Here is a 24,724-nt window from a genome sequence, read left to right as displayed (position 1 = left end):
TTCCTTGATTGGCAATAGCCTTTCAAGGTTTTTTGTATAATGGTAAGTTACGGTTGTGGTGATAAGAATAAGCAATAAATAAAGAATTTATGAAAAGGACGATAATCAGGTGGAAAATACACTCAAACGGATTTAACACAACGGACGGTGTAAACGCCGGGCAAGGATCCGGTAATGAACTTGGCAATCTAGTAGGGACGAATACGTCTGAAGACGAGAGAATGAAAGCACTCTATGCCGCAATGGAAAAAGAACAACATGTGGGTAATCCCGTGAATGACTACGCAATCGATCCTAATACGGGTGAATATTTGATGACATTTGAGGGGAAGCGTAAGGTTTTAGGCGGAAATGGTACTGGAACTATAGATGGATTCGCTCCTTATGGCCTGGCAACATATGACTTTTACTTAGGAGATATTGGTACCATGCTGAGTCCCGATGCAAGTGCAAACGAGAGGATGGAAGCAGCATTATTCACGTTTTTTAAGCCTCTGAAATTGGCGGGTACTGGGCGTGATATTTTGAAAGTCGGGGAAAGCTAAAGGCAGGGAACTAGAACAGACATTACGTATTATCGTGTGCAAGGAGGAACAACTCCTAAGGCCAGTATGAAGAGAATTAGCAAAAAAGACGATGGAAGTATCAGCATTCAGAAAGACGTTAATGTTAATATAAGTACTGGAGATATTGAACACGCTAAATATCTCCTTAATCAAAAGCGCCCTGGTGGAGAAATAGTTGCTTTTGATATTCCTGATTGGCTTGATGAGTTTGTTAAAGAAACTGCAATTCCGCAGAGAGGTTATAAGAAAAACCCATTAAATCAAGGTGGTAATGCACCTAAAACTGTTGATCCGTCTACTCCAGGTGACTCATATGAATTTCCACCTATATGGTCTGAATGGATTGAGGAATATGGAAAGTATGGTAGAATAATAAAAGATATTGATGATTAGGATAATTCAATTGTGGAAGGTGATTTTTTGAAAGTACAAATAGAGTACGGTGAAAATATTATTGTGGCCGTCTTATTTAAAAGTTGTTGGAAATGATATGTTACTGAGAAAGATTACTGGTTTTTAGACCTAACTAAATTAGATAATGCATTTTTAAATAAAGGATATAAATCTACCAATCAGATTGATTATTCAGATCGTTTTAATATAGCTGTGTTAGATGAAAACTCAGCTGAGGATTTTTTTAATGAGATAAGCGAATTTGAAGTAAGTAAAAGTGAATTAAGAAATATAATACTAATTTCGGAAGAGACTATTACAGGAGTTAATAATAATTACCTTGAGTTTATGCCAGCCTTATTAGTTGATTTTGATAATAAAATATTACTCTCTTGTTTTCCTGAACCAGCTTCTTTTGAAAGCTATGTTCCTGAAGGATGGTCAGGAATGTATAAAGAATTCTTAGACAAGGTTCCAGATGAAGAAACGTACTGGATGATAAATAACAAAAACTATTTTCTGAAAGAGGAAAGTAATGATAATTAGGAAAGGGGGTAAATACCTTTGGAACAAGACAATAAACTAAATTTGTTAAATGAGAAATTTATTAATGGTGAAACAGATCAAGAGGTTGAGGGTATTACAATAATGATTGATGGTAAATTCAAACAAGCTCTAGATATAATTATGACTAATATTACTGAGTACTCTAATTATAGCGAGGTTATGCGTGATATCATATTCAGTGGTACCTCACAAATTATCGAATCAATGAAAAAGTGAATTTTTAATCCTATTGAACAACTTATGAAAAAATAAACGAATTACTACTTTTAAGAAAAAAGCTTGATAAATTAAGGCGCCTAGTTCTGATACAATTTCGAATTGCGTTAATACCAGGTATTTTTTTAACACAGGTATCCTTTATTCAGAACAGAATGGTAAATACGAATAAGTTGATAGTAAATGGGAGTCATTCTACGCCATTTTAGGGCCATATATTGAAATGATGAACATAAATATCCCATTCCGTGCCTCGCAAATTGTAATAAATGGTGTGACTTTTCAGGGATAAAACTATTGGTTAAAAACTGGGTTGTCGTACCAGGATTAATTCAAAGCATAGATTGCACTTTCCTACAGTTAGAACGATAATCAGCCATATGTTCAAATGGCTGATTTTTTGTGTGTATCCTTATAGTGTTTCTGGTGAATACGGATGTGCCATTGAAACCGAAAATGATATCATAAACGCAATAACCTAAAATGTCGTTGATTTTAAACGGTTAGCATGGCATGAAGGCAGTAGCTCCAAAAAAAATCTTTGGGGACCGTTGGCTGTAAGGGGACGGGTAATCCACCGATTACGAGTAAACCCAACTTCAAATGATTTCATTGTAAATGTAATTAGAACCGGCCCTTTCCACGATGGCTTGCGGCGGAATAATACCATGCTAAATCGTTTGGAAAATGAAATGAAAGCAATCGAGACCGCTGTCGAAGGACTCGTTGAAAGGACAAGGAGGAGATGCAATTTTTCCATGACCTTTTTACATAACTCACAATTCTGTTTGAACAACTAGCCAATGTAGATACAGAAGATATTAATGTTTTGATCAGCTACTTCCAAATAGGTGTGGATTATATTTTACGCTTACGTTATATACACAGTAGACATATGCGGATTGCTACACATGCTTCATGTTATCTAAACAAACCAATGATTGGTATCGAGAAAAGTTAGTTGAAACTACAGGATATCGATTTTGTAATGGTTGAAAATTAGAAAGGCGCATATACAGATATAGTAATTAAAAATGATCTATATGGAAGATACTTATGAGCGAGAGAAAATGTAAAATCCATTTTTGTTTCTTGCGGCAACTGGATTGAACAAGTTATAAATTGAATACATTAAGTTATAAAGCATTTCTTTGTTATGAAAAATGCTTTTTATCTATGTCTAAAATTAAAAGGATATTCATACAACGATAAAAATATGGTAATAAATGATAATAGTTTATTGTTAAACGATAAAATATGTGCTAAAATAAAATTAATAATAAATAAGTGAGGTGTTTTTTTATGAAACAAGGTTCAACACTCTTTTTAAAGATAGCTGTATTTCTTATTGGAATCCCAGTTCTTGCTTTGTGCATATTCGGGTTACCTTGGTTAACTAATAATCCAGTAGATCCAGACTATGCCCACATACTATATCCCATTTTAATAGGCATGTATGTATCAGTTATCCCGTTTTTCTTTGCATTGTATCAGGCATTTAAACTTTTAAGCTATATTGACAAGAACCAATCTTTCTCTGAACTGTCTGTCAAATCTCTGAAAAAAATCAAGTTTTGTGCAATGTCAATCAGTGGTTTGTATGTTGTAATTATCCCATTTGTTTATCTTGTAGCGGATCTAGACGATGCTCCAGGTCTCATAATAATAGGAATGGTTCCTATCTTTGCTTCAATGGTAATCGCAGTATTCGCTGCTGTTCTTCAAAGACTTTTACAAGAAGCGATTGATATAAAATCGGAAAATGACTTAATAGTCTGAGGTGATAACGATGGCAATTATAATCAATATTGATGTGATGCTGGCTAAAAGGAAAATGAGCGTTACAGAACTTTCGGAGAGGGTTGGAATAACCATGGCTAATCTCTCTATATTGAAAAATGGAAAGGCAAAGGCGGTTCGACTATCCACTTTAGAGGCGATTTGTAAAGCTTTAGACTGTCAGCCTGGTGATGTTTTAGAATACAAAAGTGATGAAGACACGATGCTTAATTGATAGAGCCTCTGGACGCTGGAGGACTCCCGCTGTCACCGTCATATAGACGAATTGATGGTAATTGCATATATTTTAAATAAGGATAACCTTGCTATATCGGCAAGGTTATCCTTATTTATATTAAAGAAAATATACTATATATGTTGAATTAAAGAATCCCATTGAAGCTGTGGCGCTCAATAAGGAGAGAGTTGTAATTCGGGGTGTGGATTGTAGAACGCTTTGCGCTTTGGGATGTCTTTACCGCGCCTTCGCTAGGGTGTTCATTATCGAGAGAAATGTGATTTTGAGATGTACATGCTGAGATTATAAGGTGATTACTAGTTGTTATTAATTATATTCAAGAAAGACGCACTCCAGGTTGCAGAGCTCATCACAAATTATGAAATGCACTTTCTCACATAGACCCATCCAGCGAAGGCGCGACTTCGTGGTAGCCGGAGCGATAAGACTGAAAGGGGTCTTCTTTCTGGCTTATCGCGGGAGGCATCCACAAAGCGTCCAAGCGGTATTGGCGGGAATTCTAATTAGTTCTCAGTATCGGGATTTTTTCAGTGATCTCCCAAAAGTCCTTGTAAAGCGCATACGCCGTATTCATTTATAAAAAAAATCCAAATTTAAGACAATCAACGTTGCCCTCCACCTCCCGTAACGATGCGATTATTGAAGGTCCACTACAATCAAATACTGCACAAAAAAACTAATCTCACTTTAACTTCTGTAAGCTGTTGACAATCTTCTAAAAAGTATCTAGTATATAAATGAGAGTGATAATCGTTATCAATTAAATTTAACGTATAACTAATCCTTAGAAAAGTAAAAGAAGGAAAGAAACCTTAATCAATCGATACGATTACATATAGAAAGGAAGTACTGAAAATGTCAGCTATTACAGTAGATCAAGTTGCGATTGGTTATTCAAGCACACTAATAATTGATGAATTAAGTGTGTCTATTCCTGAAAAAAAGATAACTACGATCATTGGTCCGAATGGCTGTGGGAAATCTACTTTATTGAAAGCGATTTCGCGCGTATTGAAAACGAAAAGCGGTGCGGTCTATCTTGATGGACGTGCAATCCATCAGTTAGAAACGAAAGAAGTAGCCAAGAAGATGGCGATTTTGCCACAGTCAGCTAACGCTCCAGGGGGACTTACTGTATTTGAATTGGTTTCCTATGGCCGTTTCCCGCACCAAAGTGGCTTTGGTTCATTAAAGAAGGAAGATTATGAGTATATTTACTGGGCAATTGAAGTAACCGGATTAAATGAGTTTAAGGATCGCCCTGTTGAAGCATTATCAGGTGGACAAAGGCAACGCGTGTGGATTGCGATGGCGCTTGCGCAGGACACTGAAATTCTAATTCTCGACGAACCGACTACATATTTAGATTTAGCGCATCAACTCGATATCTTACTTCTCCTACAGCGACTTAATGAGGAGGAAGGCCGGACAATTGTCATGGTTCTTCACGATTTGAATCATGCATCCCGTTTTTCTGATTATTTGATTGCCATGAAAGATGGCACATTAGTAAAAGAGGGGACACCAGAAGAGGTGATGACTTGTGCTAATTTACAGCTTGTATTTAACATAGACGCCAGGATTACAACTTGTCCATTTAGTGAAAATCCAATTTGTCTATCGTATCAATTGTGTCAGAAGGAACGGTAAACCTTTTTCTCAACGAGGTATGCCGTTTGTAAGTTCGTTTTGGGGAGGAAAATGTATGTCTGCTTCAGCAGAGGTTTCTGCCGAGATAGAAAAGCTAACAGAAATTAAGAAACACTCACATCCAATTGTGGCTGTTGTTGTTTTATTCGGAGGCATGTTTGCATTACTTGTTGCAATTGGTCTATCCATTTCATTTGGAGCTGCAGACATTAAGTTAGCAACTGTTTGGACGGCTGTGTTTCATTTTGATCCTGATCTAACACAGCATCAAATTATTCGAGAAATACGCATGCCGCGCGTTCTTGGTGCTGCAATGGTTGGATCATGTTTTGCTGTAGCTGGTGCACTTATGCAGGGGATGACTCGGAATCCACTAGCGGATTCCGGTCTTTTGGGCTTAAATGCAGGTGCTGCATTTATGCTGGCACTCTGTTTTGCTTTTTTGCCCGGCCTACCATATATGTACTTAATCATGTATTCCTTTTTAGGTGCTGGTCTAGGTGTTGGAATCGTGTATGGAGTCGGCTCGATGTCACGAGGCGGTTTGACTCCAATGCGACTTGTCCTTGCTGGGGCTGCAGTAAGCGCATTGTTAGGAGCACTTAGCGAAGGTGTTGCCCTTTATTTCCGTATTGGGCAAGATTTAGCCTTTTGGTATGCTGGCGGTGTATCGGGAACGAAATGGGTTCATCTCCAAATCATGACCCCATGGATTATCGTTGCAATGATCGGTGCACTGATTCTTTCACGTTCAATCACACTCTTAAGCCTTGGAGAAGAAGTAGCAATTGGACTAGGACAACGAACAAAGACGATTAAACTAGTTGGGATGATTATTGTGCTAATCCTAGCTGGAGCTGCTGTTTCTGTAGTAGGGGCAGTTGGTTTTGTTGGATTAATCGTTCCTCATCTTACTCGTTTTCTAGTTGGTCATGATTATCGTTGGATTATTCCTTGTTCAATTGTGTTGGGTGGTCTTTTAGTAGTTTTGGCGGATCTCGGAGCACGAATGATTAATCCTCCATATGAAACACCAATTGGCGCATTGATTGCTTTAATTGGGGTTCCGTTCTTCCTGTATCTTGCACGAAAAGGAGGAAAAGAACTATGAAAGAAAAGATTAATATGACAAAGAACCAACATCGGGCAAAAACTAAAAATCTGATGATTATCGGAGTTCTTGGATTGCTCATTGTCGTTGCTTTCATGATTAGCATGAATACCGGTTTTATTAAATTGACACCGCTTGAAGTGATCCGAACGTTGTTTGGGTTTGGAACGGAGAAGCAACACCTCATTCTATTTGAATTTCGATTACCTCGTATAGTTATTGCAGTATTGGTAGGGATGGGACTAGCAGTTTCGGGCTGTGTGCTACAAGGGATATCCCGTAATGCATTGGCGGATCCGGGCATATTGGGGATTAACGCAGGTGCTGGGCTAGCTGTCATGCTATTTATATCATTTTTCCCATCAACTACAGCTACACCTGTCTTTTTACTTCCTGTTTTAGCGTTTTTAGGAGCAGGAATAACAGCGGTGATCATTTATTCGTTAGCTTATAAACGACATGAGGGAATTTCACCTATGCGGCTACTGCTCACGGGTGTGGCAGTAGCGGCCGGTATTAGTTCGGTCATGATTGTTTTAACACTGCGCTTAAGTCCAGAGAATTATCAATTTGTTGCTACTTGGTTAGCGGGCAGTATTTGGGGGTCAAATTGGAAATTTGTGCTGTCCTTGTTGCCCTGGATCCTCGTTTTAATACCATTTGTATTTTCGAAAGCACGTGTATTAAACGTACTAAATTTAGGAGATTTAACAGCAGCTGGCTTAGGTGCCTCGATTGAAAAAGAGCGGCGTATATTACTTGCTGCAGCTGTTGGATTAGCGGGAGCTAGCGTGTCAGTTAGTGGTGGTATCGGATTTGTAGGGCTGATTGGTCCTCATTTGGCACGTCAATTAGTCGGATCTAGACATCAATTTTTAATACCAGCTGCAGCTTTGACCGGGGGGTTGTTAGTCCTTGTTGCGGATACACTTGGTCGTTGGATACTACAGCCATCAGAGATACCAGCAGGAATTGTCGTCGCTGTTATTGGGGCACCGTACTTCCTTTACCTATTGTCACGCTTGAAAGATTGATGTATCTGAGCCATCGTCTGTGTAAAAATCCTTATGAAGTTATTGTACTCTATAGAATTGTTATTTCTTTGATAAAAAAACGAATAGTAGGAGAATGAATCGATGTTAACTAATAAAAAAAGAACTGTAATCATGTCTAGTTTTCTAGCACTATCACTAACTTTAGTTGGGTGTGGCGACACTAGTGAAAATGGTGCCAAAACCAAAGATACCAAAACAGAACAGGCAGCTGAAGAGCTTTCAACGGAACGAATACTAACAGATGCAATGGGGCATGAAGTGACAATACCTGCAAAACCTGAGCGTATTATTGCTTCTTATTTAGAAGATAATTTAGTAGCACTCGATATTACGCCTCTTGCACAGTGGACAGTAAATGACGGCGCATCGATTCAAAATTATTTACAAGACTATTTAAAAGACGTACCGACAATTCCATATGACCTTCCATTTGAAGTCGTGACAAGCTTTTCTCCGGATTTACTCGTTATGAGCTCTGCGGAAGCAGTGGAGGGGGGAAAATACGAGCAGTATTCAAAAATTGCGCCTACATATGTGCTTGAAGTAGAGAATAACAGTGATTGGCGCGAAAAATTATTAAAAGTAGGTGAGATTTTCGAGAAAACGGATGAAGCAAAACAGGTATTAGAAGAATATGAGAAAAAAGCAACGGACTCAAAGAAGATTATACAGGATTCGATTGGCTCTGAATCAGCTGCAGCTGTTTGGCTCGTTAATAATACATTCTTTATAGTTAGCGAAAATGTATCCAGTGGAGCTGTCTTATACGGTGATCTTGGTCTTTCAACTCCAAATGTGGTCAAAGAAATTTCAAGCACCGCTACAGGAAATTGGTCGGAGATTTCCTTAGAACGATTAGCTGAATTAGATGCAGATCATATCTTCTTGATTAATAGTGATAAAGGAAATGGCGCAGAAATGTTACTGGATCCAGTATGGAAAAATATACCGGCCGTGAAAAATGGACATATTTATGAATATGCCGCTGAGACTAGCTGGTTATATTCAGGACCGATTGCTAATACTCAAATTATTGATGGTGTTGTAGAATCACTTACCAAGTAAAACTCGTATAGAAGAGAATATAATCAACTCCAATTTTAAACAATAACACGTTAAAATTGACGTAGTTTGATATATTTTTTTATATGTCATTGAGAATGAAAATCGTTATCAATAAGGAGGATATCAATGTTTAAGAATAAATCTCAGCTTATCTTTAGTCTATTACTCGTTATACTTACTATAATGATTGCTGCTTGTGGAAGTTCGAGCAGTCAAACATCTGATACTAAGAAAGGTACGGAAGAAGCAAAGAAAGATAAGGCTGAAAGTGAACAACCAGAAACAAGAATTGTTAAAACAATTCACGGCGATATTGAGATACCGGCAAACGCAAAACGAATTGTTGTAGATAGCTATTTACCTACACTACTTATCCTTGGAGAAAAACCTGTTGGTGCAACAAAAACAGATCTTGAGAACGTACATATACAGGAATTGATAACTGGTATTGAGAGTACCGGCGAGAGTGCTGTGGAAACAATATTGGGTTTAAATCCAGATTTGATTATTAGTGCGGATTCTGAAAAAAGCACATTTGAGAAGTTTTCCAAAATGGCACCTACTGTGATTATTCCCTACGAAACATATAGCGATGCTTACGAGGAAGTGAGAGCAATTGGGGAGATGCTAGGCAAAAGCAAAGAAGCAGAAGAATGGCTGACTTCTTTTGATGAGAAAATTCAACAACAAAGAGATAAAGTCAAGGCGGTAATGGGAGAGGGAGAAACAGTTTCTATCTTCGGCGCATTCGGTAAAGACTCGTACATCTATGGTGATGGCATTTATCGAGGCGGACAAGCAATCTACAAGCATCTTCAGTTAACTCCGCAGGAGCGTATTAAAACAGAGTTAATAGATGCTGGGGAGACATTCAAACAAGTTTCCTTTGAAGTACTGACTGATTATGCTGGTGATTATATCTTTTTCGATCAATCACATGGTGGTACGTTAGATAAAGAGGATCCTGTTTGGGAATCTGTAGATGCAGTCAAAAAAAATAATGTTTTCTATCTTGATGGAAAACGGTTTTGGCCATATGATCCGATTGCCGTGTTAGCGCAAGCGGAAGAAGTAGCGGATATGCTTGTTGAAAAGAAACAAAAAGAAAAATAATTCATAAAGGGGAGGCTAGTTCTGAATGGGGGGTGCTGTCAGACCTAGCCTCTTAACATTTTCACCAAGTGAATAGTTGATGAAGGCCCCACACAAAAACAATAATGTAAGGAACGTGATACCTATTGCTAAAACGTTTTTTCTCTTATTATAAACCATATAAAAAACTTTTCATTTTGGACTTTTCCTGTGCAGTCATTGCCGCATTACTAGAGTTAGCCTTTCCACTAGCGGTCCATCGTGTAGTGGATGATTTGTTACCTAGCTCAAACTGGACCTGGATTCTATGGGGGTGTGTCTCGTTACTTGGAATTTATATTATCAGTGCAGCTCTCCATTATGTTGTCACTTACTGGGGCCATAAGCTGGGCATTAATATAGAATCGGATATGCGAAAAGATCTCTTTACGCATGTACAGAAGTTATCGTTCCGATTTTTTGATAATAATAAAACAGGTCATTTAGTTTCTAGAATGACAAACGATTTAATGGATATTGGTGAAATCGCGCATCATGGACCGGAGGATTTCTTCATAGCACTTATGACACTCACTGGTGCATTTGCAATTATGTTTACGATAAACCCAGAATTAGCTGTACTCACTTTTATTATTGTTCCACTTATTATTAGTCTTTCTTTGTACTTCAGTAAGAAAATGTCTGTAGCATTTAGCCGCTTCTTTACGGATATTGCAGATTTTAATGCACGTGTCGAAAATAATGTGAGTGGAATGCGCGTTGTTCAAGCATTTTCCAATGAAGATCATGAAATTGCTCAATTCAATAAAAACAACGTTCGTTTTCGTGATTCAAAGTTAATCGCTTATCGTGTTATGGCTTGGAATTCATCGATTAGCTATATTCTCATGAAAATTGTCACATTGTTTGTTCTACTATGCGGAACATGGTTTGTTATCAATAAAAACATGACGTACGGAGAGTTCCTTGCCTTTATCCTACTGTCGAATGTGTTTTTAGGACCGATTCAGCAAATCAATGGTGTTATTGAAATGTATCCCAAAGGAATTGCTGGATTCAAGCGATTTACTGAAATGCTAGATACAGAGCCAGATGTAGCAGATGCTCCGGATGCAATAGATGTCGGACATTTGGAAGGAAATATAAAGTTCGAGGACGTATCGTTTGGTTATGAGGGTAAAGATAATGTGTTGGAGAATATAAATTTAACGATTCGTGCTGGAGAAACAGTAGCCCTTGTTGGACCATCAGGTGCTGGAAAAACTACAATTTGTAGTCTATTAACTCGTTTTTACGATATTAAGGAAGGGTCTTTACTGATAGATGGAATTGAAACTAGAAAAATGACCCTTGCCTCTCTCCGTGCCCAGATTGGAATTGTTCAACAAGATGTATTTCTATTTGACGGATCGATACGAGAGAATATCGCATATGGTGATCTAGATGCTTCAGAAGAAGAGATATGGGAAGCGGCGAAAAGAGCCCAGTTGGAAGATATTATTCTTTCTCAATCAGAAGGAATGGATACGATGATAGGAGAGCGTGGTGTTAAACTTTCAGGTGGACAAAAACAGCGTCTATCTATAGCTCGAATGTTCCTGAAAAATCCATCTATCCTCATTTTGGATGAAGCTACATCAGCACTTGATACTGAAACTGAGGTCGCAATTCAACAGGCCTTAACTGAGTTATCTATTGGGCGTACAACACTTGTGATTGCACATCGATTAGCAACGATTAAAAATGCAGATCGGATAATTGTTGTGACAGAGGAAGGTATTACAGAACAAGGCAGTCATCAAGAGTTACTCGATCTAAAAGGGGCTTATAATAGACTACACGAAGCACAATTTGGTGTGTAAAAGAGAACCCAAGCTATGGAAAGAAAATGGCACTCTAGTACTTTCTACAGTGTGTTCCTTACTTACTTTAAAAAAAGAGTATGCATCTTATCATGCAATGGACTATAAGAAAGAGACTCTTTCTTAAATAAAAAAGACAAGACTCTGGAGAAGACATCAGCCGCCAAAATTGTATCTTTGGCGGCTTTTACACAGATAAGAAGCCCAGCTATTCTCTCGTCCGGAAAAACGTTAGCACTTTGTGTACGTATGCATTTGGAGCGCGAAGGATGAATAAACACCATACGATTATCAAAAAAATGTGTAGGGATGTGATGAACTCGCATTCCTACACATCAAGACATCTTGGTAATCGTATAGAGGTCGTTTAATCCAAAAGCGATCCAATTATACTGTACACGAAGCACCTAGTGTTGGTTCAGTTATTTACTGTTTTTGTTGGTTAATCAGCACATGTGTGATTTTATGTGAGGAAATGATTTCTATATAATTGAGATACTTAGGTATAGTCAATTGTACTGTTACTAGTTGGAAATTAAGTGATTAAGAGGGGATGTAGTGATGGCTGATCATTTATCTAAGCATAATATCTCATTATCTCATACATATTATTACCCTGTAAGCATAGCTAACTGGGAAGGTTCTTTACCTTGTATTGATGAAGAAATGACACGATTCCCTTGTATTCTCGTAATTATAAATGGAAGCGGTTTACTAGATCTTCAAGAACAGCAATACGAATTGTCACGTGGTTGTGTAATGCTATGGCATAATTCCCATGAATTGAAGGTGTCTACACAATTGCATACAAGTTTTAAGGGGACATTGATTAGCTACCGTTGCTTAACGTCTGATGGTATTCAACCGAATGTATTAAAGCATCCTGAACCTCTTCGGAACTGTTCTTTGAACATATTAAGTCTGACGGCCGAGCTAGAAAGGGCTTCGAAACAACTAAGTGAACGTAAACCGTTTCAATTTCAACAATTATTCGTTGAGCTATTAGCAGTGCTATATGATGAACTAGAGGGACAACAACAGAAAAATAACGCGTGGATGGAACAAGTTCTTCATTATGTAGACACACATTTTCATGAGGATGTGACGCGTGAGCAAATGGCAACAATCGCACAAGTAAGCCCTGAACATTTCTCGCGTGCATTTCGCAGACATACTTCTCAAACCTTCAGTGATTACCTTGCCTTGCTACGGATTCGTACATCTCAGAATAGGCTGCTATACGATATGCCAAAACTAGAGAAATTGGCACAGGAAGTGGGCTATAAAGAAGGTGCTTATTTAAGTCGGAAATTTAAGCAATTGGTCGGTTTATCACCTACCGCCTATCATCAAAAGAAAAAACGTGTGGTTGCTCTTAATAGTAACCATACTGCATGCTTACTGGCATTAGGTATCACGCCAGAGCTAGGCGTATATTCCTCCTGGATGGAAAGTGTAAATCCAGTGAATCCCTTGCAAAAACTCTATGAATTTGGAATAAGTACATCCTCTTTTTATAACACCATTGCTTCCACTCGGCCTGATTTAATCATTGATTATTATACTGTGAAGGGGAGCAAAGAACTTCTACCGCTGGCTCCCGTGCTTGGCCTTCCTTTTATGGACATGAGCTGGAGAGAGCAATTTCGCCACATTGCTGACGTTGTAGAAAGACAACAGCAGGTAGAGGAATGGCTCGCACATTACGATGAACAAATATGGGCCTTTAATCAGAAACTGGACCAGCAGCTTGGAAAACGGGGAACGGCAGTATTGTGGGAAATCGGTACAAGTTCTGCTTACAGCATTCATAGTAGCCATGGAAGAGGAAGCCAAATCTTGTATGAAGATATCGGCTTTCGTCCTCCAGGCTCTTTGCTTAAGCATGGTATTGAACAACGGGGGTTTGTAGAGGAAGAGATTGAAGCTATTGCAGACCACCCAGCTGACCATATCTTTATTACTGGGATACCTTCAAATCCAGGGACAAAGAAACGAATGAAGCGCTTATTTCAGTCAGAGTCTTGGCTGAAGATGGAGGCAATCAAACAAAATCGGATGTACTTAATTGAACAGCCAGATTTGTTTTATGGCTATGACCCGCTGTCCTCCCAAGCTCAGTTGCATGAGCTTATGAGGGTGCTAATATCACAAAAATGAAGGGGATTAGATCATTTTAGTGCATAGACAATTCTGTCCAGACCCCTTAATATTATAAGTGATAATGATTATCATTATTAATTAAGGGGGATTTAAAGTTGTATACACAAGAAAACCATCATTGGGGGCAGAGGCTGAGGCTAATTGTTCCGTTAGTATTATTTCTAATCTTGATAGTCCTTTCCGCTTGCGGAGCGACAGAGAAAGCTTCAAATAGCGGAGCGACCGATAAAGTGGAATCGGACCAAAATTCAGGAGCTAACACGAACAGCACTACGAAAACTATTGCTACAGTAAATGGAGAGATTGAAATTCCTATCAAACCGCAACGTATTGTAGCAGAGGAATACCTTGGCAGTCTGATTGCCTTAGATGTTATACCAGTGGGAGCACCGGAACTGACAATTAATAACTATTATTTTGAAGATGAACTTTTGGGTGTTTCTGATACTGGAGTTTACGGAAGTCCGTCTGCTGAAAGTATTCTTGCCCTTAACCCGGATCTTATCATTACTGGAAATGGAGAGAGCTATGAGATTTTAAGCAAAATCGCTCCAACAATCGTTATTCCATATGGTGATTTGAAAAATGCTCACGAGGAACTGACCTTTTTCGGTCAACTACTTGGTAAAGAAAAGGAAGCAGAAGTTTGGCTAAATAATTATGACCAGCAAATTGCAGACGCTAAAGCTAAGGTTGATGCAGCTATCGGCAAAGATGCAAGTTTCTCGATTATGGAGGACATTGACAAATCAACATATGTATACGGTGATAATTTCGGCCGTGGCGGACAGCCAGTCTACCAAGCACTAGGACGCAAACCACCTAGCGTTATTGCCGATGAAATTATGGAGAAGCAATGGGCCGAACTCTCGGCGGAAATGTTAGAAAGTTACGCAGGTGATTATATCATTATGACTTCCAACAGTCGAACAGTTGCCGATTTTGAAGCAGATCCTGTTTGGGGCAGCCTGCCAGCGGTCAAGAATGGTCACCTCTATGTATGGCCAGAGGAACGTTCATGGTATTATGATCCGATTGCTGTCCTTGCTCAGACAGAAGAGCTTGTAACTTGGCTCACTAGTTTAGAAAAATAGAAAAAGGTGCTCCACAGCCTGTTGTATGGCTTAAGGAGCATCTTTTCTTTGCGATATTATTTGATTACTCAAAGTAGGTTGGCTTCATAAGGGCTTCTTTATTTTTTAACATCGAATTTGATGGATGTCTATTTAGGATTAATAAAATAAGTCACATCTGTTTATTAACTAAAAGTAACCAGTGAATAACATAATCTCCTACTAGGCGCTACTTGTATAGTTGCATTTTTCGATTGCTTCGGATTGACTGACTTCTAGCCATAGTAGGACCCCTCAGTAAATCTGTCATGAATCGTTAGTCGAAAGCGGGCCGAAAATAGTGCAGTGAAAATGAAGGCCATAAAGTCCTACTCCCTAGTATTTTATGCGAATAAATGGTTAATCAACAGACGTGAAAATAAGTTATTGTATTTTTCGATTTTGTCGTATACACTTAGTTAGTGAAAATGATTCTCATTCTCACTCGTGTTGTTTAACTTGAGTAAAAAAGTTATTTAGAAAAGGGGTTAACCGATTGTGAAGAAAAACAAATTAATGATCATGACTGCAATGCTATTCTTGCTGGCTTCAATACTAATTGCGTGTAATAAATCAACGACAAAACCTTCAGAAACAGAGAATGAGACAGAAAAAGCAGAAATAGAGCAACAAACCGCAGAAACTCGGTCGTTCGAGACCGAAAGAGGTACCGTTGAAATCCCAACAAAGCCATTGCGAATTGTTACAGATTATTACGGAGGAGAGTTGCTTTCTGTTGACGCAAATGTCGTAGGTGTTGAGCCAACAGCTTTTGACAATCCATTTATTAAGGATTTATTAAAAGATGCCGTCGAGATTGGAACGCCAGTGAATATTGAAAAGGTATTAGAACTAAAACCTGATTTAATTGTTGTTATGTATGATGAAAATTACGAGCAACTTTCGAAAATTGCACCAACAATTCATATTCCATATGGAACGGCAACAAATATTCAAGAAACGATCAAATTGTTTGCAGATATTACCGGAAATCATGAGGAAGCGGATAAATTCATAAGCAAATTTGACCAGAAAGCAAAAGAAGGAAGGGAAAAGCTATCAGCCGTTATTGATGCAGATGCAACATTCGGTATTTATGAATTAACGGACAAAGGTGATCTTTGGATCTTTGGAGACAATGCAGGACGCGGGGGGCAAGCACTGTATAATGCGTTGGAACTTAACATGCCACATGAAAACAACAATGAAGAACAAACACTCCAGCTGTCAATGGAAGTATTACCAGAGTACGCCGCAGACTATATGTTTTTGACAACCTACGATCCTGAGAAAAAAGGAGAGGCTTTAAAGAACTTAAAGGATTCGTCTGTTTGGCAAGGATTGGATGCGATGAAGAATAATCGAGTGTTTTATAACGACTTTGATACATATTACCGATACGATCCGATTGCGATTTATGAGCAAATAGACTTGTTTGTAGACATGCTGATTGAAAATCCAACGAAGTAATTTTTTCATGGTAGTGCTACGTGAGCGTATTTTAACAATATCGTTGTGATTGTTAGTTAAGTATTGAAAACGATTCCACAATGATTTATACTATAAATAGTGAGAATGATTATCATTCTCAAAAAGATGAGGAAAGATCATTTCAGGTAAATTTTTACGTTTAGCTAGGCGTAGAGAAGGTATTTCGCCTATAAAGAAAATTGATAATAGATATCGTGGCGACAGATTGTATTTTGGGTACTAGTTTGGCTTTCTCGCGCTGCATAATGACTAAATGAAAAAGGAGCATGGATGATGAATTCAGAACAGTTATATGATGTAACAATTATTGGTGGTGGCCCAGCGGGACTTTTTTCCGCTTTTTATAGTGGTTTAAGGGAAATGAAAACTAAGATCATTGAGTTCCAACCTTATTTGGGCGGAAAAGTGCATGTCTATCCAGAGAAAATGATTTGGGATATTGGCGGACTCACACCGGTTACAGGAGAACGACTGATTGAACAAGTAATTCAGCAAGGATTAACTTTTGAGCCCGAGCTTGTATTAGGGGAAAAAGTAACTTCGATTAACAAAAATGAGGATGGAAATTTTGTTATTCAGACATCTACAAACCAAAAGCATTTGTCCAAAACAGTCATTTTAGCTGTTGGTGGGGGAATCTTGAAACCAACAAAATTAGAAATTGAAGGCGCAGAACGTTTTGAAGTTGCAAATTTGCATTATACAGTGAAATCTCTTGCACGTTTTAAAGGGAAAACCGTATTGATTTCCGGAGGCGGTAATGCCGCTGTTGACTGGGCGAATGAGTTGGAACCGATTGCGGAAAAAGTCTATTTAACTTACCGGAAAGATATGTTGAAAGGGCATGAGGCAGAAGTATCGAAGCTATTCAATAGTTCTGTCGAGTGCTTATTGAATACATCAATCCAAAAACTCATTGCAGCAAGTGACCACGAAACGATTGAGAAGGTGGAGTTAGTTAACGGAGAAGATGGAGATCTGATTCAGCTGTCTGTTGATGAAGTGATTATTAATCATGGCTATGATCGTGATAAAGAATTGACTTCGAATAGTGGGTTAGATATAGAAATGGCGAATGAATACAGTGTTGCAGGCAGTCCCATGAGTGAAACATCTGTACCAGGGCTCTTTGCAGCAGGAGATATTTTGAATCATGAAGGGAAGCTTCATTTAATAGCAGGGGCGTTTCAGGACGCGGCTAATGCTGTGAATAAAGCGAAACAATATATCGCGCCAGATGCTTATGGGCACGGAATGGTCTCTTCACATAATGACATCTTTAAAGAGAAAAATCGTGAATTGGTCAAACATTTGTATGCAGTGAAAAACTAACTTATTTTAATAGTGGCATACCAGCGTATCTTTCTAAAATAGTATCGAGAAGCGTTGAATTGCAGAGGAAAAAGGAGTAACAAAAGATGAAACCAAAACTATTATTTCACACATTATTTATAATAACGCTTCTATCCTTAGCGCTGGTGGGATGTAGCGAACAAGAAACTAATAAAACAGATTCTGAAACAAAACAATCTGAAAAAGAAGCAAAATCAAGTGAAAGCAAAGAAATGAATACATCTACAAGAATCTATAAGGATGTAACCGGAAGAGAAGTAGAGATCCCCGTCAATCCACAGCGTGTTGTGACGACTCAATATTTAGATGCGATGCTTGCGCTTGGTGTGAAGCCGATTGGCGCACCAACACATGTATTGGACAATAACTATTTAGGCGAATTACAAGCTGGGGTAGAAGACCTTGGAAGTCCATTCAGCATCGAGAAAGTGCTGGAAATGGCACCGGACTTAATTATTTCAGCAGATCCTGAAGAAGTGGAGCAACTAAGTAAAATTGCGCCTACGATTGTCATTCCATGGATGTATGGAGATGTTTTCACTCAATTTAAAGAGGTAGCTAATGTCTTGGGTAAAGAGAAAGAAGCCGATGAGTGGATTGCCAGATTAGATGATAAAGCTGCTGAAGGAAGAGAAAAAATTGCTGGTAAAATAGGTAAAGATCAAGTCGTATCGATTTTTATGACATATGAGAAAGATACACTTAGACTTTATGGCGCACGAAACATTGGTCATGTGCTTTATCGATCATTACAATTAACTCCGCCTTCGTTCATTCAAGAAAAGCTGGCAAAAGACCCTGATTTTGAAGAGTTTGTTTACGAAGATATATCAATGGAGAAGTTGCCGGATTATGCAGGGGACAAAATTATCATGTTAACGTATGGGGAAGAAACACAGCAGAAGGATAGTATGCTTTCTCAAATCGAAGAAAGTTCTTTGTGGAAAAGTATTGACGCTGTAAAAAATAATGATGTCTATTATATTGGTGATGATCCGTGGTTTACATATGCTCCGATTGCAATCGAGAAATCATTAGACGAAGCAATTAAACTCTTGTCTGAGTAACGGAGAAAAGAGAAGCAGGAGAGGTCAACGTCTAAACGAGACGTGATATAAAAAATCTTCTGAATGCCATTTTAATTCGAAAGAAGAAAGGGAACTGTCTTTACGGTCTTTTTACAGACTTAGGAAGACAGTTCTTTTTATCTGAAATGGGAAATATATCGATGAATAGATATTATTATAGTGTATAAATTTGTTCATGCGACTATTCTACATAAATTGAACTACTAATTCTATATAATGTCCAGCGAAGACGTCTACTGGGGCCAAGCTTTGTTGGGAGGATTCTTTATTACAACATCACGTCTGTTGGTTAACCATTTATTTGCATAAAAAACTGGTGAGTGGGGCTTGATGACCTTCATTTTCACTGCACTATTTTCGGCCCGCTTTCGACTACCTATACATGACATATTTATAAGGAGTCTTATTGTGGCTAGTAGCCTGTCGCGTGCCTACACTATTCAAGTGAAAAATGCAGTTATTATGGCAAAACTTTCCGGAGATGATGCAGAATTACTTAAGTTGCGATCATAATTCGAACTATTGCAGGTACCTACAGTAATAAATCATGAAAGTTTAGATAGTTACGATAGTTTCTTGCAAAGGCAACTGACACTATGGAATTTCACGTGCCGAAGATTGTAAACTATGGCACAATGGAGTTAGAAGCTAGTGAATAGTAGGGGGAATGAAAAGTGAAACCAAAAATTTATTCAACATATTCTATACCTGACCAAGTGAAAGACTATATGGCTCAGTATTGTGATATTCGTGAATGGCATGGCGATGGGCGAACTCCGAGGGATATTCTGTTAGAGGAAATTGCTGATGTTGAAGGGTTATATACTGGGGGTAGCAGTATGGTTGGAAGAATTGATGAGGAGTTACTGAATCACGCCCCTCACCTAAAAGTCATTAGTAACGTATCTGTTGGTTACAATAATTTTGATGTAGACGCTATGACTAAACGAAATGTAATTGGAACCAATACGCCATATGTATTGGATGAAACGGTTGCAGATTTAGCATTTGCCCTCATTTTATCCACAGCTAGACGTATCACTGAGTTGGATCGATTCGTCAAAGAGGGAAGCTGGAAACCGACGACAAAATATCGCGAAATCTATGGGAAAGATGTACATAGTACCACGTTAGGCATCATTGGGATGGGGCGAATTGGAGAAGCGATTGCGAGAAGAGCAAAATTCGGATTTAATATGGATGTTCTTTATTTTAATCGGAATAGAAAACAGGCAGCTGAAGAGAAGTATGGTGCGGAGTATTGCGATTTGACGTCACTGTTAACACGTTCCGACTACATTGTGTTGATGACGCCTCTTACGCCTGAAACGTTCCAAATCATTGGTAAAGAGGAATTCAAATTGATGAAGAAATCTGCTGTTTTCATAAATATATCTCGAGGTCAGACTGTCGATGAACAAGCGCTTATTCATGCTTTGCAAAACGGAGAAATTCATGGAGCAGGACTGGATGTATTCGAAAAAGAGCCTGTGGATCCAACTAATCCATTACTTCAAATGTCGAATGTCGTGACAGTCCCTCACATCGGATCTGCTACAGCGAGAACGGAAGCGGCAATGGCGATGCGAGCGGCAGAGAATTTAGTAGCTGTTTTAACGGGGAAAGAACCAATAGATCCCGTCGGAAAATAAATTTTGGGTATGTTGTGTGCAAGAGGAGCATCCTGAAAGTTCAACCCATAATGAATTTACTTTACAAAGGAACACATCATCATTTCACTTTACTGATGTTCCGAAAAAAACACTGGAAATCCATCGGCAGAACATAGATGGGTTTCCAGTGTTTTTTTGAGCTTAAGAAATAATTATTCGATGTATCCTTTTTCGTTTTAAGTGTCTATATAAGAAGTGAAATGGGTGGTCATAAAATCAGTCTAAAGTTCCTTGAAACGTTATTAGCTCTTCATTAAACGTGTTGATCTACAAGAATGGAATTCCCATCTGGATCTTCAATTGTAAAACTCGCAGGACCTACGCTTGACTCATCTGCTTCAGTCAACATTTTAATTCCTTTTGCTTTAAGATGTTTTTGAAGGTCTCGTATATCCGTAAACGAATCGAGATTTTCGGCATTTTCATTCCAGCCTGGATTAAAAGTCAGAATGTTTTTTTCAAACATTCCTTGGAATAGTCCTATTATGCAACTTTCATTCTTCATAATAAGCCAGTTGTGGGTTATATCCCCTCCAAACACTTGAAATCCCAGGTTTTCGTAAAATGCTTTTGATTTATGAATGTCTTTTACACTTAGACTTGAAGAGAATGCTCCTAGTTTCATATTTCCTCCTCTTAACAATTTGAAAAAATTCAGATTGTAGTTTTTATGGGTAAGTAAAAATTTGCATAAGTTAATTATAAATGAGTACTTTGTAATACACAATATTCACCATATGAAGTATGGGGCAGCTTCAACCACAACCCGGAGAGGATGAATGGTGTTAGTAACTGTTAGTGTGTATTTTTCTTCATGTTCATGGTTTTTATTTTGTGCTATATATGTTGAACAAATGAATACGGCGTATGCGCTTTATAAGGGCTTTTGGGAGGCCACTGAAAAAGCCTTAGTATTTGGAATGAATTAGGATTACCACTAATACCGCTTCGACGCTTTGTGGATGCCTCCCGCGATAAGCCAGAAAGAAGAACGCTTTCAGTCTTATCGCTCCGGCTACCACGAAGACGCGCCTTCGCTGGATGGTTTATGTGAGAAAGCGCATTTCATTAGCTGTGATGAAGTCTGCAACCCAGATTGCGGATTTCTTGACTATAATTAGTATGAAATAGTAATCACATTAAAGTCTCTCCATATACATCTCAAAATCACATTTCTCTCGATAATGAACACCCTAGCGCAGGCGCGGCAAAGGGGTTGCCGAAGCCGTAAGACATCCCCAAAGCGCCAAGCGTTCTACAATCCACACCCCGAATTACAACTCTCTTATTATTGAGCGCCACAGCAGATTCAATGGGACTCTTTAATTCAACATATATAGTTAAATTCCCGATTTCTAGAGTAGATGTACTATACCTCTGTAGTGAAAATCCAATGAATAGAGCAAATTAGATTGAAAATGTGCAAACTTTACGTAACTTGACCTTGTAATAATTCAATGACAGTATTTCGATAGATCTGTGTCTAATAGGCGTTTGTAGTGATTGCTAAATGACATGCAGGTGACAATTCGGTGTCGTTGAGGGATATGGGTTTATCTTTTGATGAATGTTCGTTAAGATACAAACTAAGCTTTAGAAATAAAGAGCGGCAGATTTGAGAGGGGTTTACATGATATGAAGATCAAAAAAGTACTAGTTCCATTTATAGCAGGTGCACTAGCATTAAGTTTAGCTGCTTGCGGTGGCGAAGATAAAGCGGCAACTGATAAAAAGCCTCAAGAAGAAACCAAACAAGAAGATACTAAACAAGAAGATACTAAGGAACCAGAAGCTACAAAAGAGCAAGAAGCATCTGCAAAAGAGATGCAAGAGAAGCTAGCTGAACAGCAAGTGGACGACAAGAAGATTGTGGCTGTTGTAAATAAGGAAGAACTTAAAGGTGAGAACTATAATGCAGCGGTGACGTCAATTCAAGGTCAAATGCAACAAGTGGGACAAGACCCATCGAGCAAAGAATCAGCGGAACAAGTAAAAATGCAAGCACTTGATATGCTTGTTAATCAGGCATTGATTCTTCAAAAAGCAAAGGAAGCTGAAATAAAAGCATCTGCATCTGAAATTGATAAAGAGTATTCAGTATTTGAAAAGCAATTTGGCGGCGAAAAAGAAATGAAGAAAGCGCTCAAAGCTCAAAGCATGGATGTAAAAACATTGAAAGAACAAATCGCAGATTCCATCATCTATAAAAAGTACCAAGATAAGATAGCTCCAGCGAAAAAAGTATCGGATAAAGAAATTAAAGAATACTACGATCAAGCTGCGTCTTCATCAAAAGAAGCGGGACAAGAGATGCCACCGCTTAAAGAAGTAAGTGAACAAATCCAAGAAATGATTAATCAAGAACAACAACAGAAGTTACTTGCTAAACATGTTGAAGAGCTAAAAGAAGATGCTAAAATAGAGTTAAAAATTTAACTCATTTAGGTGTAAACAAGTACTGATAAAAAGGATTCACGAACCAGGTGTATACTTCGGAAACCTTTATGAATAAAACAATAGGACATGGAATGTTTGACCTTTAGGGTTAAGCGTTTCATGTCTTTTTGAATTTTCAATAAAAATTACGTCTGAAATTCGAACTTCAATTCAATAAACATAGGAACTTCTTTTTGGGACAACCTAATGAGAAAGAAAAAGTGATAATGAGGTGATGGTTATGATAATTGAAAGGTCGTCTGAGTGGAAAGAAGGCTTTACAGAGCGACTGGAGAATCGGGAGGCATGGGATAATTGGACATTATATAGGATGAGTTATGAGGCGGTAAAAACGAACTTGATTACAGATTTTAATGGCCTTCAATCACCTAAATATTTACCCAATCTTACACCCCTAGCCCATCAATTGAAAGTGGCGGAAACGGTCATTGAAAGGATGAATGGAAAAGCGATTCTTGCAGATGAAGTGGGACTTGGTAAAACCATCGAAGCTGGTTTGATCTTGAAAGAGTATTTAATCAGAGGCCTTGTGAAGAAGGCGTTAATTTTGGTTCCAGCATCACTTGTCAATCAATGGATTGAAGAACTGAACCAAAAATTTCATATTCCAGCGATGCAATATAAAAAAAATTACGATTTAAACCATTGTACGATTGTCGTTATGAGTATAGATATGGCAAAAAGAAGCCCGCATAAAGAAAACATCTATGATCAAGAGTATGATTTAATCATCATTGATGAAGCTCATAAATTAAAGAACCACAAAACTAAAAATTATGAGTTTGTACAAAACTTAAAGAAAAAGTTTTGTTTGTTGTTGACTGCCACGCCAATTCAAAATGATGTATTTGAACTCTTCTATCTCATTTCATTACTAAAACCAGGGCACTTAGGAAATTACGAGACCTTTCAATCGTCTTTTTCCGCGAGTAAGCACAATGTGGAACACGACGATTATTTAAAAGAATTGGTTAATCAAGTGATGGTAAGAAATAGAAGGCAGGATACTGGAATTGAATGGACAAATCGTCGTGTTCAAATAATACCGATTGATTTTACTAAAGAAGAACAAGAAGTATACGATCTGATTTCAGAACTTAAAAATGTTTGTCCCGTTTTTTCGGATGCCTTCTCTATGATAACGCTGCAAAGGGAAATGTGCAGCAGTAAGGAAGCTACATGCTTAACGTTAACTAACATGCTTCAAAAATGCATTAAACCAGAAGACACTTCTTATATGGAAGGAATTATTCAAAAGTTGATGGGACTAGACATAAATTCAAAAGCAGAAAAAGCTTATGAAATTATTACTCAGGCAAATGATAAGGTTATACTCTTTACCGAATATCGAGCAAGTCAAACCTATTTGCAATGGTATTTACAGTCAAAAGGAATCACAAGCGTCCCTTTTAACGGACAATTCAATAAGAATAAACGGGAGTGGATGAAGCAACTGTTTAAAGAACAAGCGCAGGTGCTAATTGCGACGGAATCCGGCAGTGAAGGGATTAATCTACAATTTTGTCATCACGTCATTAACTATGATTTACCTTGGAACCCCATGAAGTTAGAGCAACGCATTGGACGTGTCCATCGGTTAGGGCAAGAGCATGACGTTCATATTTATAATTTAGCCATTCAGAATACAATCGAAGACCAAATATTGGATTTGCTTCATGTTAAAATTGGGGTCTTTGAACAAGTAGTGGGTGAGTTGGATGATATTTTATCTGCTTTTAAAGAGTCCATTTGAGGTGAAAGTCTTGGGGAAT

Annotated in this window: 21 protein-coding genes; 20 read left to right on the top strand and 1 reads right to left on the bottom strand. The window is 38.2% G+C overall.

The window, feature by feature from the left end; genetic code table 11:
- Positions 1–89 precede the first annotated feature (89 nt).
- From MKY15_RS22590 to MKY15_RS22505, 18 genes are all read left to right on the top strand, one after another.
- Positions 90–545, top strand: a complete 456-nt coding sequence (locus MKY15_RS22590) for a hypothetical protein (RefSeq protein ID WP_187045273.1) — start codon at positions 90–92, stop codon at positions 543–545.
- 66 nt (positions 546–611) lie between these two features.
- Positions 612–959 carry a hypothetical protein gene (locus MKY15_RS22585; RefSeq protein ID WP_342538655.1) on the top strand — a complete coding sequence of 116 codons (348 nt, stop codon included), beginning with the start codon at positions 612–614 and terminating at the stop codon, positions 957–959.
- Positions 960–1,172: 213 nt separating this feature from the next.
- A complete protein-coding gene (locus MKY15_RS22580; RefSeq protein WP_342538654.1) occupies positions 1,173–1,505 on the top strand; it encodes a hypothetical protein in 333 nt (110 codons plus the stop codon).
- A gap of 18 nt (positions 1,506–1,523) precedes the next feature.
- On the top strand, positions 1,524–1,742 hold the full coding sequence (locus tag MKY15_RS22575; RefSeq protein WP_342538653.1) for a hypothetical protein: 219 nt from the start codon (positions 1,524–1,526) through the stop codon (positions 1,740–1,742).
- 1,302 nt (positions 1,743–3,044) lie between these two features.
- On the top strand, positions 3,045–3,521 hold the full coding sequence (locus tag MKY15_RS22570; protein WP_342538652.1) for a DUF2975 domain-containing protein: 477 nt from the start codon (positions 3,045–3,047) through the stop codon (positions 3,519–3,521).
- 10 nt (positions 3,522–3,531) lie between these two features.
- Positions 3,532–3,756: a helix-turn-helix transcriptional regulator gene (locus tag MKY15_RS22565; RefSeq protein ID WP_067210825.1), complete on the top strand. Its 225-nt coding sequence runs from the start codon at positions 3,532–3,534 to the stop codon at positions 3,754–3,756.
- 879 nt (positions 3,757–4,635) lie between these two features.
- Complete coding sequence (locus tag MKY15_RS22560; protein ID WP_067210822.1) at positions 4,636–5,430, top strand: ABC transporter ATP-binding protein; 795 nt, start codon at positions 4,636–4,638, stop codon at positions 5,428–5,430.
- Between the two features lie 55 nt (positions 5,431–5,485).
- Positions 5,486–6,541: an iron ABC transporter permease gene (locus MKY15_RS22555; RefSeq protein ID WP_067210820.1), complete on the top strand. Its 1,056-nt coding sequence runs from the start codon at positions 5,486–5,488 to the stop codon at positions 6,539–6,541.
- Positions 6,538–7,575, top strand: a complete 1,038-nt coding sequence (locus MKY15_RS22550) for an iron ABC transporter permease (protein ID WP_187045268.1) — start codon at positions 6,538–6,540, stop codon at positions 7,573–7,575. The genes MKY15_RS22555 and MKY15_RS22550 overlap by 4 nt, the downstream gene beginning before the upstream one ends.
- A 102-nt stretch (positions 7,576–7,677) precedes the next feature.
- Complete coding sequence (locus MKY15_RS22545; protein WP_067210817.1) at positions 7,678–8,661, top strand: iron-hydroxamate ABC transporter substrate-binding protein; 984 nt, start codon at positions 7,678–7,680, stop codon at positions 8,659–8,661.
- Positions 8,662–8,787: 126 nt separating this feature from the next.
- Positions 8,788–9,774: an ABC transporter substrate-binding protein gene (locus MKY15_RS22540; protein WP_342538651.1), complete on the top strand. Its 987-nt coding sequence runs from the start codon at positions 8,788–8,790 to the stop codon at positions 9,772–9,774.
- 125 nt (positions 9,775–9,899) lie between these two features.
- On the top strand, positions 9,900–11,615 hold the full coding sequence (locus MKY15_RS22535; protein WP_342538650.1) for an ABC transporter ATP-binding protein: 1,716 nt from the start codon (positions 9,900–9,902) through the stop codon (positions 11,613–11,615).
- Between the two features lie 561 nt (positions 11,616–12,176).
- Entirely contained in the window at positions 12,177–13,775 is a 1,599-nt protein-coding gene (locus MKY15_RS22530) for an ABC transporter substrate-binding protein (RefSeq protein WP_342538649.1), read from the top strand.
- 98 nt (positions 13,776–13,873) lie between these two features.
- A complete protein-coding gene (locus tag MKY15_RS22525) occupies positions 13,874–14,872 on the top strand; it encodes an ABC transporter substrate-binding protein (protein WP_342538648.1) in 999 nt (332 codons plus the stop codon).
- A 534-nt stretch (positions 14,873–15,406) separates the two neighbouring features.
- Positions 15,407–16,360 carry an iron-hydroxamate ABC transporter substrate-binding protein gene (locus MKY15_RS22520; protein WP_340767580.1) on the top strand — a complete coding sequence of 318 codons (954 nt, stop codon included), beginning with the start codon at positions 15,407–15,409 and terminating at the stop codon, positions 16,358–16,360.
- Between the two features lie 294 nt (positions 16,361–16,654).
- A complete protein-coding gene (locus MKY15_RS22515; protein ID WP_067210805.1) occupies positions 16,655–17,713 on the top strand; it encodes an NAD(P)/FAD-dependent oxidoreductase in 1,059 nt (352 codons plus the stop codon).
- Positions 17,714–17,799: 86 nt separating this feature from the next.
- The gene (locus MKY15_RS22510; protein ID WP_187045262.1) at positions 17,800–18,801 is read left to right on the top strand and encodes an ABC transporter substrate-binding protein; all 1,002 of its coding nucleotides are present in this window, start codon (positions 17,800–17,802) and stop codon (positions 18,799–18,801) included.
- 695 nt (positions 18,802–19,496) lie between these two features.
- Entirely contained in the window at positions 19,497–20,474 is a 978-nt protein-coding gene (locus MKY15_RS22505; protein WP_342538647.1) for a D-glycerate dehydrogenase, read from the top strand.
- 274 nt (positions 20,475–20,748) lie between these two features.
- Here the strand turns inward: MKY15_RS22505 and MKY15_RS22500 are convergent, their stop codons facing one another.
- Complete coding sequence (locus tag MKY15_RS22500) at positions 20,749–21,120, bottom strand: VOC family protein (protein ID WP_067210794.1); 372 nt, start codon at positions 21,118–21,120, stop codon at positions 20,749–20,751.
- A gap of 1,010 nt (positions 21,121–22,130) precedes the next feature.
- Here MKY15_RS22500 and MKY15_RS22495 point away from each other — a divergent pair.
- Positions 22,131–22,931, top strand: a complete 801-nt coding sequence (locus MKY15_RS22495) for a SurA N-terminal domain-containing protein (RefSeq protein ID WP_342538646.1) — start codon at positions 22,131–22,133, stop codon at positions 22,929–22,931.
- Positions 22,932–23,172: 241 nt separating this feature from the next.
- Positions 23,173–24,705, top strand: a complete 1,533-nt coding sequence (locus MKY15_RS22490; protein ID WP_342538645.1) for an SNF2-related protein — start codon at positions 23,173–23,175, stop codon at positions 24,703–24,705.
- The last annotated feature ends 19 nt before the right edge of the window (positions 24,706–24,724 follow it).

Origin of the sequence: Sporosarcina sp. FSL K6-1540, from assembly GCF_038620285.1 — a bacterium.
In the GTDB taxonomy this organism is placed as follows: Bacteria; Bacillota; Bacilli; order Bacillales_A; family Planococcaceae; genus Sporosarcina; species Sporosarcina psychrophila.
This window is presented reverse-complemented; position numbering and strand designations above follow the sequence as displayed.

Coding starts and splice junctions, on each gene's coding strand:
- MKY15_RS22590 (WP_187045273.1), top strand. CDS start 90: ATGAAAAGGACGATAATCAGGTGGAAAATACACTCAAACGGATTTAAC.
- MKY15_RS22585 (WP_342538655.1), top strand. CDS start 612: ATGAAGAGAATTAGCAAAAAAGACGATGGAAGTATCAGCATTCAGAAA.
- MKY15_RS22570 (WP_342538652.1), top strand. CDS start 3,045: ATGAAACAAGGTTCAACACTCTTTTTAAAGATAGCTGTATTTCTTATT.
- MKY15_RS22565 (WP_067210825.1), top strand. CDS start 3,532: ATGGCAATTATAATCAATATTGATGTGATGCTGGCTAAAAGGAAAATG.
- MKY15_RS22560 (WP_067210822.1), top strand. CDS start 4,636: ATGTCAGCTATTACAGTAGATCAAGTTGCGATTGGTTATTCAAGCACA.
- MKY15_RS22555 (WP_067210820.1), top strand. CDS start 5,486: ATGTCTGCTTCAGCAGAGGTTTCTGCCGAGATAGAAAAGCTAACAGAA.
- MKY15_RS22550 (WP_187045268.1), top strand. CDS start 6,538: ATGAAAGAAAAGATTAATATGACAAAGAACCAACATCGGGCAAAAACT.
- MKY15_RS22545 (WP_067210817.1), top strand. CDS start 7,678: ATGTTAACTAATAAAAAAAGAACTGTAATCATGTCTAGTTTTCTAGCA.
- MKY15_RS22540 (WP_342538651.1), top strand. CDS start 8,788: ATGTTTAAGAATAAATCTCAGCTTATCTTTAGTCTATTACTCGTTATA.
- MKY15_RS22530 (WP_342538649.1), top strand. CDS start 12,177: ATGGCTGATCATTTATCTAAGCATAATATCTCATTATCTCATACATAT.
- MKY15_RS22520 (WP_340767580.1), top strand. CDS start 15,407: ATGATCATGACTGCAATGCTATTCTTGCTGGCTTCAATACTAATTGCG.
- MKY15_RS22515 (WP_067210805.1), top strand. CDS start 16,655: ATGAATTCAGAACAGTTATATGATGTAACAATTATTGGTGGTGGCCCA.
- MKY15_RS22510 (WP_187045262.1), top strand. CDS start 17,800: ATGAAACCAAAACTATTATTTCACACATTATTTATAATAACGCTTCTA.
- MKY15_RS22500 (WP_067210794.1), bottom strand. CDS start 21,120: ATGAAACTAGGAGCATTCTCTTCAAGTCTAAGTGTAAAAGACATTCAT.
- MKY15_RS22495 (WP_342538646.1), top strand. CDS start 22,131: ATGAAGATCAAAAAAGTACTAGTTCCATTTATAGCAGGTGCACTAGCA.
- MKY15_RS22490 (WP_342538645.1), top strand. CDS start 23,173: ATGATAATTGAAAGGTCGTCTGAGTGGAAAGAAGGCTTTACAGAGCGA.